This is a genomic window from Providencia rustigianii, assembly GCF_900637755.1.
Taxonomy (GTDB): domain Bacteria; phylum Pseudomonadota; class Gammaproteobacteria; order Enterobacterales; family Enterobacteriaceae; genus Providencia; species Providencia rustigianii.
Window position 1 is genome coordinate 3,188,523 of record NZ_LR134396.1, and the last position, 13,388, is coordinate 3,201,910.

15 protein-coding genes and 1 pseudogene are annotated in these 13,388 nt (G+C 42.2%); 9 read left to right on the top strand and 7 right to left on the bottom strand.

Annotation, left to right across the window (positions count from 1 at the left end):
• Positions 1-198 precede the first annotated feature (198 nt).
• Positions 199-1,593, top strand: a complete 1,395-nt coding sequence (locus EL244_RS14640) for a Do family serine endopeptidase (protein ID WP_172597552.1) — start codon at positions 199-201, stop codon at positions 1,591-1,593.
• Between the two features lie 131 nt (positions 1,594-1,724).
• Positions 1,725-2,792: an outer membrane-stress sensor serine endopeptidase DegS gene (degS, locus tag EL244_RS14645; protein WP_126461855.1), complete on the top strand. Its 1,068-nt coding sequence runs from the start codon at positions 1,725-1,727 to the stop codon at positions 2,790-2,792.
• Between the two features lie 79 nt (positions 2,793-2,871).
• Here degS and murA read toward each other — a convergent pair whose 3' ends face one another.
• The 7 genes from murA to mlaF all read right to left on the bottom strand — a co-directional run bounded on the left by murA (position 2,872) and on the right by mlaF (position 7,646).
• On the bottom strand, positions 2,872-4,134 hold the full coding sequence (murA, locus tag EL244_RS14650; RefSeq protein ID WP_006814219.1) for a UDP-N-acetylglucosamine 1-carboxyvinyltransferase: 1,263 nt from the start codon (positions 4,132-4,134) through the stop codon (positions 2,872-2,874).
• Between the two features lie 53 nt (positions 4,135-4,187).
• Complete coding sequence (gene ibaG / locus EL244_RS14655; RefSeq protein WP_006814220.1) at positions 4,188-4,442, bottom strand: BolA family iron metabolism protein IbaG; 255 nt, start codon at positions 4,440-4,442, stop codon at positions 4,188-4,190.
• A gap of 137 nt (positions 4,443-4,579) precedes the next feature.
• Positions 4,580-4,870 (bottom strand): lipid asymmetry maintenance protein MlaB, encoded by a 291-nt coding sequence (gene mlaB, locus EL244_RS14660; protein WP_006814221.1) that lies wholly within the window; start codon positions 4,868-4,870, stop codon positions 4,580-4,582.
• A 1-nt stretch (position 4,871) separates the two neighbouring features.
• Positions 4,872-5,501: a phospholipid-binding protein MlaC gene (gene mlaC / locus EL244_RS14665; RefSeq protein ID WP_006814222.1), complete on the bottom strand. Its 630-nt coding sequence runs from the start codon at positions 5,499-5,501 to the stop codon at positions 4,872-4,874.
• 36 nt (positions 5,502-5,537) lie between these two features.
• Entirely contained in the window at positions 5,538-6,050 is a 513-nt protein-coding gene (gene mlaD, locus EL244_RS14670; protein ID WP_126461858.1) for an outer membrane lipid asymmetry maintenance protein MlaD, read from the bottom strand.
• A 3-nt stretch (positions 6,051-6,053) separates the two neighbouring features.
• Entirely contained in the window at positions 6,054-6,836 is a 783-nt protein-coding gene (gene mlaE, locus EL244_RS14675) for a lipid asymmetry maintenance ABC transporter permease subunit MlaE (RefSeq protein ID WP_006814224.1), read from the bottom strand.
• A gap of 6 nt (positions 6,837-6,842) precedes the next feature.
• Positions 6,843-7,646 (bottom strand): phospholipid ABC transporter ATP-binding protein MlaF, encoded by an 804-nt coding sequence (mlaF, locus tag EL244_RS14680; RefSeq protein WP_006814225.1) that lies wholly within the window; start codon positions 7,644-7,646, stop codon positions 6,843-6,845.
• A gap of 455 nt (positions 7,647-8,101) precedes the next feature.
• Between mlaF and kdsD the strand changes: the two are divergent.
• From kdsD to hpf, 7 genes and pseudogenes are all read left to right on the top strand, one after another.
• Positions 8,102-9,081, top strand: a pseudogene (gene kdsD, locus EL244_RS14685) (arabinose-5-phosphate isomerase KdsD).
• Positions 9,082-9,095: 14 nt separating this feature from the next.
• Positions 9,096-9,656, top strand: coding sequence for a 3-deoxy-manno-octulosonate-8-phosphatase KdsC (gene kdsC / locus EL244_RS14690; RefSeq protein ID WP_006814227.1), 561 nt, complete (start codon positions 9,096-9,098; stop codon positions 9,654-9,656).
• A gap of 16 nt (positions 9,657-9,672) precedes the next feature.
• Positions 9,673-10,266, top strand: coding sequence for an LPS export ABC transporter periplasmic protein LptC (gene lptC, locus EL244_RS14695; protein WP_126461862.1), 594 nt, complete (start codon positions 9,673-9,675; stop codon positions 10,264-10,266).
• Positions 10,250-10,807 carry a lipopolysaccharide ABC transporter substrate-binding protein LptA gene (lptA, locus tag EL244_RS14700; RefSeq protein ID WP_006814229.1) on the top strand — a complete coding sequence of 186 codons (558 nt, stop codon included), beginning with the start codon at positions 10,250-10,252 and terminating at the stop codon, positions 10,805-10,807. The genes lptC and lptA overlap by 17 nt, the downstream gene beginning before the upstream one ends.
• 5 nt (positions 10,808-10,812) lie before the next feature.
• A complete protein-coding gene (gene lptB / locus EL244_RS14705) occupies positions 10,813-11,538 on the top strand; it encodes an LPS export ABC transporter ATP-binding protein (RefSeq protein WP_006814230.1) in 726 nt (241 codons plus the stop codon).
• Between the two features lie 85 nt (positions 11,539-11,623).
• On the top strand, positions 11,624-13,069 hold the full coding sequence (rpoN, locus tag EL244_RS14710) for an RNA polymerase factor sigma-54 (RefSeq protein ID WP_126461865.1): 1,446 nt from the start codon (positions 11,624-11,626) through the stop codon (positions 13,067-13,069).
• Between the two features lie 22 nt (positions 13,070-13,091).
• Positions 13,092-13,379: a ribosome hibernation promoting factor gene (gene hpf / locus EL244_RS14715; protein ID WP_006814232.1), complete on the top strand. Its 288-nt coding sequence runs from the start codon at positions 13,092-13,094 to the stop codon at positions 13,377-13,379.
• The last annotated feature ends 9 nt before the right edge of the window (positions 13,380-13,388 follow it).

Below are 13,388 nucleotides of genomic sequence, written 5' to 3' on the forward strand. Positions count from 1 at the left end.
AGTTTCACTTAAATATCATGTAAACAGATGTAAAATAGTGGATAAGTACTATCCGCATTGGGAACTTTTGAGCATAATCTGTAGTCATAGTACTCAGTTAAGTTAAATTTGAGACCAACAAATATCTCAATTCATGATGTTTTAATCGAGGTTTCTATCGTGAGTTGATATTTTATTTTTGAGAGAATCTACGGAATGATGAAAAGAAAAAATTTTTTTCTAACTGCTGTCGCAATGAGTTTAGGGTTAACTCTATCAACTATCCCTACAATTAGTAGTGCTGCGTTGCCTGCAACGTTGCCAATATCTGCACAAAGTCAAAATATGCCAAGCTTGGCACCTATGCTGGAAAAAGTACTACCGGCAGTGGTTAACATTCACGTTTCAGGTACTCGCGTTCAAACACAACAGATTCCAGATGAATTGAAATTCTTCTTTGGGCCAAATACTCCATCGCAACAACAAAGCGTACGTCCATTTGAAGGGTTAGGTTCTGGTGTCATTATCGATGCCACTCAAGGTTATGTGCTAACCAATAACCACGTTATTGATGGTGCGGACAAAATCCAAATCCAACTTAACGATGGTCGAGAAATTGATGTCAAACTGATCGGTAAAGATCCCCAAACAGATATTGCGTTATTAAAAATATCTAATGCTAAAGATATCAAAAATTTAACTGCTGTCTCTATCGCTGACTCAGATAAGCTGCGTGTTGGAGATTTTGCTGTTGCTGTCGGTAACCCATTCGGTTTAGGACAAACTGCAACATCAGGGATTATTTCTGCACTTGGTCGTAGTGGATTAAATCTGGAAGGTTTAGAAAACTTTATCCAGACTGACGCCTCAATTAACCGTGGTAACTCAGGGGGTGCTCTGGTTAACTTAAACGGTGAATTGATTGGTATCAACACCGCTATTTTAGCGCCAGGCGGCGGTAACATCGGTATTGGCTTTGCTATCCCTAGCAACATGGCGAAAAGCCTGAGTGAGCAACTGATTAAACATGGTGAAGTCAAACGCGGTATCTTGGGTATTAAGGGTACTGAAATGAACTCTGACATCGCTAAAGCGTTCAATATCGATGCCCAACGTGGTGCATTCGTCAGCGAAGTCATTCCTAAGTCATCGGCAGCGAAGGCCGGTATTAAATCTGGTGACGTATTAGTTTCTGTTGATGGTAAACGAATCAATAGCTTTGCAGAATTAAGAGCCAAAATTGGAACGAGTCAACTAGGTAAAGAAATCACCCTTGGCCTGATCCGCTCAGGTAAGCCAATGGAAGTGAAAGTCGTCCTAGACAGCGATGAAGGTTCTGCGACAAAAGCGGAAAAACTCAGTGAATCATTATTAGGTGCAACAATCTCAAATGCGATTGTTAGCAATACTAAAGGGGTTCAAATTGACAATGTAGCACCGAAATCACCAGCGGCATTAGTTGGCTTAGTGAAAGGTGACCTGATCTTTGGTGTGAATGATGCTCGAGTCGAAAACATCGAACAGTTCCGCAAGATCATAGAGAGCAAACCTCCAGTACTGGCAATGAAAGTCTTACGTGGTGGTGAAACCCTCTATTTATTGATGAAAAACTAATTCATTAATAAAAACTATTTAAATCAATAAAACAGGTACAGTACACTCTGCTGTACCTGTTTTTTTATGTTATGCTCAAAGTATCTACCTATAAAATAAATCTAATCAAGCTAACCTTGGTAACCTTTAATATGGTCAAAAAGCTACTTTTGTCTGTCGTGCTAGGTTTAGTTACCGCCTCGATTATCATTATTGCGGTCCCTTCCTTGCGCCCACAAGGGTTAGCCAACTTACTGTATGGCAAAACCAATAGCGAGCCAGTTAGTTACAATAAAGCTGTGCGCCGTGCCGCGCCAGCGGTTGTGTATGTTTATAGTAGCTCTAAAGGCAGTTTCTCCCAGTCCGGGCGGGAGTTACAATCACTGGGTTCTGGAGTGATCCTTAGCGCCAATGGCTATATTATTACCAACAAACATGTCGTTGATAACCCTGACCAAATCCTCGTCGCATTACAGGATGGCGCTATTTTTGATGCCTTATTGGTGGGTTCTGATCCCCTAACTGATCTTGCTGTATTGAAAATTGATGCGGAAAATCTTCCAGTGATCCCAATTAATACGCGTCGAGTTACTCATGTAGGAGATGTGGTTTTAGCCATTGGTAATCCGTATAACCTTGGACAAACAGTCACTCAAGGTATTATCAGCGCCACTGGGCGTGTTGGATTAAGTTCTACACGTAGACAAAATTTTCTACAAACCGATGCCTCGATAAACTCCGGTAACTCCGGCGGTGCGCTGATTAATACTGAAGGTGAATTAGTTGGGATCAACACCCTCTCCTTTAGTGCGGGACAAGGTCTTAACTCCGAAGGGTTAAGCTTTGCCATTCCAACGCCTCTAGCCACTAAGATCATGGAGAAATTAATCCGTGATGGCCGAGTGATCCGCGGTTATATCGGTATTACTGCCCGCGAATTGCCACAAATTCGTTCAAACAATAACAATATTAATCAGATTCAAGGTTTACGTATCTTCCAAGTATCACCAAATGGACCTGCGGGTAAATCTGGTATTATTCAAGGGGATATCATTTTGTCCTTAGATGGTAAACCGGCTGTCTCTGCCGCAGAAACTATGGATTACGTGGCTGAAATTCGTCCTGGCAGTAAAATTCCAGTTCAAATCCTACGAGATGGTGAAATAAAAAATATTGATGTTGTCATTGAAGAATTACCTGAAGGGCAAGCAGCCAGCTAAAATTTTTCTAATAAAAAAGGCTGTTCCGCTACAGAACAACCTTTTCTTCATTTAGCGATTCAACCCGCTCTATACTCAATTATTCTTCAGAGTGAACTCGTTGAATATTTGCACCTAAACCACGTAATTTATCTTCAATATTTTCATATCCACGGTCGATATGATAAATACGGTCAACCGTCGTGGTTCCTTCCGCGATACAGCCCGCAATCACTAAACTTGCTGATGCACGTAAGTCAGTTGCCATAACCTGCGCCCCTGTCAGTTTTTCAACTCCGTGACATAATACCGTATTACTTTCGATATCTGCGTGAGCCCCCATACGAATCAGCTCAGGAATGTGCATGAAACGGTTTTCAAAGATAGTCTCCGTGATCATACCTGCACCTTCGGCGACTAAATTCAGTAAACTGAACTGGGCTTGCATATCAGTAGGGAAACCAGGATGTGGCGCTGTACGTAAAGTCACTGCTTTAGGACGTTTGCCTTCCATATCAAGACTGATCCAATCGTCACCAACTTCAATCTTAGCACCTGCTTCACGTAATTTGGCTAACACCGCATCCAACGTATCTGGACATGCGTTGCGACAAATAACTTTACCGCGAGAAACTGCCGCAGCAATTAAAAAGGTACCTGTTTCAATACGGTCAGGAAGAACACGATACACTCCGCCACCTAAGCGCAGCACGCCTTCAATCACAATGCGGTCAGTTCCTGCACCTGTAATTTTAGCGCCGAGTGTGTTTAAGAAATTCGCAGTATCTTCAATTTCAGGTTCACGAGCTGCATTTTCAATAGTCGTGGTACCTTCAGCGAGTGTGGCTGCCGTCATGATGCTGATGGTTGCACCTACACTCACTTTATCCATCACGATATCTGCGCCTTTTAAACGACCATCAACGGTCGCTTTCACATAGCCGTCTTCTAAAACGATATGTGCGCCTAATTGTGCTAAGCCACTAATGTGCAAGTCAACAGGACGTGCGCCGATAGCACAGCCGCCCGGTAAAGAAACTTCACCATGACCAAAACGCGCCACCAGCGGAGCTAATGCCCAAATAGATGCACGCATGGTTTTCACTAGGTCATAGGGGGCACAATATTCAGTCACATTGCTAGCATCAACAAAAATAGAACCATTACGTTCAATTTTGACACCAAGTTGGCTCAGTAACTTAATCGTTGTATCGATATCTTTCAGCTTAGGGACATTCTGTATTTCTACAGGCTCTTCAGCTAATAAAGCAGCGAACAGGATTGGGAGTGCGGCGTTTTTAGCGCCTGAGATAGAAACTTCCCCCGACAGGCGGGTTGGTCCTTTGACTAAAAATTTATCCATTCTGATATTCTCGTGTGTCAAATATTACAAACTGTTCGCTTACATTTTAATGCTTATAGCCCACTCAGTTTACGGTCTCGCTCCCACTGTGCTGGCGTATAAGCTTTGATTGAAAGCGCATGAATCCGGTTGTCCGCAATATATTCCATTAACGGAGCATAAATAGCCTGCTGCTGCTTAACACGGCTCATGCCGTCAAATAGGCTGCCCACAGCAATGACTTGAAAGTGGCTGCCGTCGCCAGTCACGATCGCTTCATCCAGAGACAGCTTTTCCATCAATACTTGCTTTATTTCGTTGGTTTCCATAATAACTCAATCTTATGATTATTCATGATAGTAAATATAGGTGCCTATCCTAATAGATCCAGCACAACACTTAAACCATAGAAAACGCCTCTGGTACACAAAAACACACAGAGGCGCTCTTTTTTACATAACTTGACCTAATTGATGAGAAAAGCTTTCACACCATACAGCTCAATCAAGGTATTCAGGTTATCGCTGATACCCACAAATTTCAGTGGACGCTGCTGGGATTGATATTCGCCTTTAAGGCGGACTAACATCGCTAAGCCTGTTGAATCCACATGGGATAAATTGGAAACATCAATAGACTCTATATGGCTGAGTAACGACTGGCGTTTTTCCCAAAACCCTAATATTGAATCTCGATCCAAAATCCCTGAAATAACTAATGTTGTTTCATTCTGCGCCCATGACAGCTGACCGCTCATATTACCTGTTCTCTTCTAAAGTAATAGGGATTTGAGCACTGCGCTCTAACTGTTGAGTTAAGCCATCAATACCTTGCTTACGTAGAATATCGCCCCACTCATTCTGTTTTGTGGTGATCATGCTGACACCTTCAGCGATCATGTCATAAGCTTGCCAGTAACCCGTTTTACTGTTTTTACGCCATTGAAAATCTAGACGTACAGGCGGGCGACCATTGGTATCATTTATCGTCACACGGATTGCAACAATATTTTTATCCCCTAACGGTTGTTCTGGGGCAATGCTATAAGTTTGACCATGATACATAGCTAATGCTTGACCATAAACTTGCTCAAGATAGGCTTCGAATGCTTTAAAATAAGCATCGCGCTGTGCAGGAGTTGCACCTTTATAATAGGTCCCTAATACCAATGCCCCTGCATATTTAATCTGTACATATGGCAGTAATTCTTCACGCACAATAGTACGCAAATAATCAGGATTCTGTCTAATTTTAGGCTGCTCTGACTTTAAGCGATTAAAAGTTTTATCTGCCGCCTCATCCATTAATTTATAAGGATTGGTTTGGTCGATTGCCATCGCAAATGGGGCAATCGCAAGCATCGCAACCATCAATAAACGTTTAAACATAATTTATTCCTTTTAAATTCACAGGGAATACCAAAATTAATGTGCCGGTGCAGGGACTTGAGCAGGCTCTGTACCTTGGCTATCGCCACTCTTATATAAGAACTGACCGATTAAATCTTCTAACACCATGGCAGGCTTAGTATCTTCTAAACGCCCCCCATCTTTCAAAATCGCAATTCCCATATCTTCATCATCAGGTCCAATATTCATCGCAATATATTGCTCGCCCAGCAAACCTGAGGTACGAATCGACAAAGAACTGGAATCCGGAATATTGTCGTACTCACTCAATAAGTCGATTTTCACTTCGGGAACATAGTTCTTTTTGTCTAACGAGATACTCGCAACACGCCCAATAACCACACCACCGACCTTGACGGGAGAACCGACCTTTAAGCCACCCACATTTTCGAAGGGGGCTGAAACTTGATAGGTTGATTGACTCCCAATCGATTTTAAATCAGCGACTTTTAAGCATAAGAATACAATTGCGGCGATCGCCAACAACATAAAACAACCAACCCATATTTCACTTTTTTTACTTTGCATGACTTAGTTCCCAAACATCAGTGCTGTCAGTACGAAATCTAACCCCAAAACCGATAACGATGCATGAACAACTGTTTTAGTTGTCGCTCGGCTAATCCCTTCTGAAGTTGGAATTGCATCATAACCATTAAAGAGTGCAATCCAAGTCACCGTTATCGCGAAGACTAAACTTTTGATAAAGCAGTTCACTATATCTAATCGCCATTCAATGGAAGACTGCATTGATGACCAAAAGAAGCCTGGATCAATCCCTTTCCAATCCACCCCAACAATCGCACCGCCAATAATACCGACGGCAACAAAAATTAGGGATAATAATGGCATGCTAATAAAACCGGCCCAAAATCTTGGTGCAATTACGCGTCTTAGAGGATCGACGGCCATCATTTCTAAACTCGAAATTTGCTCCGTTGCTTTCATTAAACCAATTTCGGCTGTTAATGCTGATCCCGCGCGCCCCGCAAACAGCAAGGCAGTGACAACGGGGCCTAATTCACGCAACAGTGATAACGCCACCATCATGCCAAGACTAGCTTCAGCACTAAATGTGGTTAATACCAAATAACCTTGAAGCCCCAAAACCATGCCAATAAATAAACCCGATACCGCAACAATCAGGAGCGACTGAACGCCCACTGAATAAAGCTGCTGCATTAATAGCGGCCACTGTTTCGCAAATTCAGGCTTACCGAATAATGCACGAAACAGCATATAGCCCGCACGACCAAACGCTGCAAAAGTCTCAATCCACCGACGTCCGAAGGCAGCTATCGCCTTTATTATCATCTTTATTTACCCTAATAAATCAGCTGAGTAGTCATTAGCCGGGAACCGAAACGGCACCGGACCATCAGCAATACCATCCATAAACTGTCTCACTCGCGGGTCTTGATTTTCCCGTAGCTCTTCTCCCGTTCCTTTCGCAATCACATGCTGCTGCGCAACAATGTAAGCTTTATCAGCAATGCTCAAAACTTCAGGAACATCATGGGAAACCACGACACAGGTAACCCCAAGTGCTTGATTGAGTTCATCGATTAGCTTGACCAAAACACCCATTGTAATCGGGTCTTGCCCAACAAAAGGCTCATCAAACATAATTAAATCTGGATCCAGTGCAATCGCTCTGGCTAGCGCTGCACGGCGAGCCATTCCACCCGATAATTCAGACGGCATCAACTGTGCCGCACCACGTAGCCCAACCGCTTCTAATTTCATCATCACTGTCGTATGAATCAATGATTCTGGTAAGTTCGTATGCTCGCGCAATGGAAAAGCCACATTATTAAACACGTCCATATCCGTAAACAACGCACCGGATTGAAACAGCATGCTCATTTTCTTACGTGATTGATACAATTTAGAACGAGACAACGCAGGAATATTGTCGCCATCAAACCATATTTCACCTTCTTCAGGACGTAACTGACCACCAATCAGGCGTAACAATGTCGTTTTACCGATCCCTGAAGGCCCCATAATCGCCGTGATCTTACCGCGAGGTACCGTTAGGTTAATATTCTCAAATATTTTCCTATTTCCCCGCGTAAATGACATATTTTTGACTTCGATTAAGTTGTCTGTCTGTGCTTGCATCGTTTAATAACTCGGTTATATGCCAAACTTAGATTTTTAAAATTAAGTCGGGATTTTACAGAAAAATAAACCCAAAATCGTCCTATATCACATCAACCTATTATTTATAGTACTATATCGCCGAAAATATGACGGTGGATGTGACTATAAATAGAGATAAACCACTATGCGGATGAATATGAGTTAAATTTCACTATAGTTAACGAATATTTTACCTAATTAATAGAAGATAGCTCTTAGAAATTTACCTATCCAACACAAGAGTATGCGAACTAGAAAATATTTTTTTGGACATCGGTGCTGCTAGGTATTTATTCGGACGTTTTTTCTCTTTATTAGATAATAACTAGCTGTACTGACAGGATTAATGAAAGCTTAGCAGACAAAATACTTACTGATACTAAGTATTCGTTATACAATCCAATTTTGCTAATTTGATCCAACCGAAACTACCCATGGAACTAGAAATGTCAAATATCGATTTTCAGAAAGTAGGTAAAGAAGTTCTCCATATCGAACGCGAAGGTCTAAAAACCTAGAACAATATATCAATCATGATTTTGACCTCGCTTGTCAGAAAATTTTTTCTTGCCAAGGCAAAGTTGTCGTTATGGGGATGGGAAAATCAGGGCATATTGGAACAAAAATCGCAGCAACACTTGCGAGTACAGGAACACCTTCATTTTTTGTTCATCCCGGAGAAGCAAGTCATGGTGATCTTGGTATGGTCACCGATAAAGATATTGTATTAGCGATCTCAAATTCAGGGGAATCAGGGGAAATTTTAGCTCTGCTTCCAGTACTTAAACGCATTAAAGTGCCATTAATCTGCATGACCAATAACCCAGAAAGCAGCATGGGAAAATATGCGGATATTCATCTGTGCATCAAAGTACCACAAGAAGCTTGTCCGTTAGGTTTAGCACCGACCACCAGCACCACTGCAACCCTAGTAATGGGAGATGCATTAGCCATTGCATTGTTAACTGCACGAGGCTTTACAGCAGATGATTTTGCCCTGTCACATCCAGGGGGCGCACTTGGACGCAAACTTTTATTATTAGTTCGTGATTTAATGAGTACTGGTGATGATATCCCGCATATTTCTAAAAGTGCTTCTTTACGTGAAGCCTTAATTGAAATCACTCGCAAAAAACTAGGTATGACCGTTATTTGTGGCGATGACATGAATATTGAAGGTATTTTCACCGATGGGGATTTACGCCGTATCTTTGATATGGGCATTGACCTCAATAACGCCAAAATTGCCGATTTAATGACTCCAGGTGGTATTCGAGTTGCCCCGGGTATGCTGGCTGTTGAAGCACTAAATCTTATGCAATCTCGACATGTTACTTCACTGTTAGTCGCTGACGGCAACAAATTAGTGGGTGTTCTTCATATGCACGATCTGCTGCAAGCAGGGGTTGTATAAATAAAGGAAATGATATGAACGCTAATTATCAGAATACTTGCTATGGGGCAGTGGCCAATTCTGTGATAGAAAAAGCAGCCAAAATTAAACTGTTAATTTGTGACGTCGATGGCGTGATGTCCGATGGCTTAATTTTTATGGGTAATAATGGTGAAGAGCTGAAAGCCTTTAATGTGCGTGATGGCTATGGTATCCGCTGCTTATTAACCTCGGGAATCGAGGTTGCGATTATCACTGGACGCAAAGCTAAACTCCTTGAAGATAGAGCCAAAACATTGGGTATTACATATCTTTACCAAGGACAAAGCGATAAGCTTTTGGCGTATCGTGAACTGTTAGATACACTACAGTTAACTGAAGAGCAAACGGCGTATATCGGCGATGACTTAATTGACTGGCCTGTGATGGCAAAAGTTGGGTTATCTGTGGCTGTAGCTGATGCGCATCCCCTATTGTTACCTAAAGCAGACTATGTCACTCGTATTGGTGGCGGAAAAGGTGCTGTACGTGAACTATGCGACCTGATCTTGCTAGCCCAAAATAAACTAGACGAAGCTAAAGGCTTATCGATTTAAAGAATAGATATCATTCATGAGTAACGCGAAGAAGTGGTTAATCCTTATTTTATCCCTGATAGCTTTAGGGCTTATTGGCTGGAACTTTACCGGGCAAGATGACCTCCAAGTAGCAGGTACCGAAATAAATGACGGGCAACCTAATTATCAAACTGATGATTCAGTAACTTTCGTCTATAATCCGATGGGTGATTTAGCGTATAAACTCGCCGCCAAGAAAGTAGATAATTATACCAGTGGGAAAATTACTTGGTTTACGAACCCAGTATTAACAACCTATAACGATGCAGGGGTTCCGACGTGGACCGTTAAGTCGATAAAAGCAAGATTAACCAAAGAGCGTGTACTCTATCTTTATAGTGATGTTCAGGTTGATAGCTTGACTCAGGAGTCACAAATCCAGCGTGTTCTAACGGATAATGCCGTCGTCAACCTCGTGACACAAGATGTTTCATCTGACGATAAAGTCACCATTATCGGGAAAGGGCTAAATTCAACGGGCTTAAAAATGCGCGGGAATCTTCGCAGTCGAACCGCTGAATTAATTGAAGATGTTAAAACTCAATATGAGTTACAACCGAAAGAGCAACAAAATGAATCCAGTCACTAAGAAACGTTTTATTCAAGGAGCTATTGCTAGCGCAATGTTAGCTCTAAGTCTGCCGGCAATGGCACTGAAAACTGATACTCAGCAACCGATGACAATCAACTCGGTTAAGCAATCCCTTGATTTAGAAAAAAATGTCACCACATTTACTGATGACGTGGTGATCAAACAGGGCTCTATTGATATCCGTGCAAACAAAGTGGTTGTCACTCGCCCAAGTAGCGATTCAGATAAAATTGTCATTGAAGCTTTCGGTACGCCAGTCACATTCTTTCAGCTACAAGATGATGGTAAGCCAATTAAAGGTCACGCATCAAAAGCACGCTATGAAGTTGATCAGCAACTTGTAACGTTAACTGGCGACGCTTATCTCGAGCAGCTCGATAGCAATATTAAAGGCGATAAAATTACCTATGTGGTTCCAACTCAAAAAATGGAAGCATTCAGTGATAAAGGTAAGCGCGTAACCACCGTCTTGTTACCTGCACAGTTACAAGAAAAAGGTCCGGCCGCACAAGGTTCATCAACCAGTAAGAGTAAATAATTGTCATGGCAACATTAACCGCAGAGCATCTGGCTAAATCCTATAAAAAACGCAACGTTGTTGAAGATGTTAGCCTGGAAGTTAAATCAGGTGAAATCGTCGGTCTATTAGGCCCAAACGGTGCAGGTAAAACCACTACCTTTTATATGGTCGTCGGGATTGTTCAGCGGGATGCAGGTAAAATTTTAATCGATGGGGAAGATATTAGTTTACTGCCTCTGCATGAACGTGCGCGTCGCGGGATTGGTTACCTTCCTCAAGAAGCCTCTATCTTTCGTCGCCTAAGTGTCTATGACAATCTGATGGCGGTATTAGAGATCCGCTCTGATTTAGATTCTCAGCAACGAAAAGATCGCGCTGAAGAGCTAATGGAAGAGTTCAGTATTACTCACTTGCGTGACAATATTGGTCAGTCACTTTCTGGTGGTGAACGCCGCCGAGTGGAAATCGCACGAGCACTGGCTGCTAATCCAAAGTTTATTTTATTGGATGAGCCATTTGCAGGGGTTGACCCAATTTCAGTGTTGGATATCAAAAAAATTATCCAGCATTTACGAGATTATGGATTAGGCGTATTAATCACCGACCATAATGTTCGTGAAACGCTCGATGTTTGTGAAAGAGCTTATATTGTGAGTCAAGGACACCTGATTGCCCATGGCACTCCAGAAATGATCCTTGAAAATGAACAGGTTAAACGTGTGTATTTAGGGGAAGGTTTCAGACTGTAGTCCAGAAAGTCTTTTCGTCTTTAGCCGTATCGTTGATTGCCATGATATTGGTTGTGTGGGTTGTAATGGAGAATAAAGCACATTCATGAAGCAAAGTTTACAGCTCAGAGTCAGTCAACAACTTGCAATGACACCGCAATTGCAGCAGGCCATTCGTCTGTTGCAACTGTCTACACTCGAGCTGCAACAAGAAATCCAACTTGCTCTTGAAACAAATCCGCTACTTGAACAAGAAGAACAATCCCCCGAGCAGGACAACCTCGATATCTTAAGTAGTCATACTGACAGCAGCGAAATCGATACCAAAGATGCCCTCGAAAAAAATGATATCCCCGATGAACTTCCTTTAGATGCCGATTGGGATGAGATTTATACCGCTGGCACACCATCGGGAACCAGTAATGACTACAGTTTTGATGAGCTTCCTGTTTATCAAGGGGAAACGACGCAAACCCTGCAAGATTACTTAATTTGGCAGGCAAATTTAACACCATTTACTGATACCGACCGAGCCATCGCGACGTCCATCATTGATTCCATCGACGAATCGGGCTACCTCACCAATACCATTAGTGAAATCCATGAAGGTATCGATGATCCCGACATTAGCTTAGAAGAAGTCGTGGCTGTCTTAAAACGTATCCAGCACTTTGATCCCCTTGGTGTGGCGGCTCAAGATCTCAAAGAGTGTTTGTTGATCCAGCTATCTTTATATCCTAAGGAAACCGCTGGGTTACAAGAAGCTCGCGTGATTATTAGCGATCATATTGATTTGCTCGCCAACCGTGATTTTAGGCAACTAAGTAAGCTCACTCGCCTCAAAGAAGACGCTTTAAAAACAGCAATTGACCTGATCCTGACACTCAATCCCAAACCAGGTCAATCCATCAATACGGGTGAATCGGAATATGTTATTCCTGATGTGCTGGTGAAAAAAGTCAGTGGGCACTGGCAAGTTGAGTTAAATACAGATAGCATTCCTAAACTAAGTATCAATAATCATTATGCATCAATGGTTAATAATTCAGCCAATGAAAGTGACTCCCAGTACATTCGCAGTCACTTACAAGATGCAAAATGGCTAATTAAGAGCTTAGAGAGCCGTCATGAGACTCTGCTAAAAGTGGCGACTTGTATTGTAGAACAACAACAAGAATTCTTTGAGTTAGGCGAAGAGCATATGAAACCGATGATTTTGGCAGATATAGCCTATCAAGTGGATATGCACGAATCGACTATCTCAAGAGTGACAACTCAAAAGTTTCTCCATAGTCCACGGGGAATTTTTGAGTTGAAGTATTTTTTCTCCAGCCATGTGAGTACCGACACCGGAGGAGAAGCCTCCTCAACCGCCATTCGTGCGCTGGTGAAAAAACTGGTTGCTGCTGAAAACCCAGCAAAACCATTGAGTGACAGTAAATTGACGAGTATGCTGGCTGAACAAGGTATTCAAGTTGCCCGTCGAACTGTTGCTAAGTATCGTGAGTCGTTATCTATTCCGCCATCAAATCAACGTAAGCAGTTGGTTTAATTGATAATATAAGGAAGATTGTATGGAATTTCAGATTACTGGGCACAATATTGAAGTTACACCTGCATTGCGCGAAATTGTTGATAAAAAACTCAAGAAATTAGAGCAATTGTTTGACCGTATTAACAGTATCCAAGTTGTTCTGAAAGTTGAGAAAGTTCAGCAAATTGCTGAGGCTACCGTGCAAGTCAATGGTGCAGAACTCCACGCAACGGCGGAAGAGAATGACATGTACGCTGCAATCGACTTACTGGTGGATAAACTTTCCCGCCAATTAACCAAACATAAAGAAAAACTGAGACAACACTAATACATATTT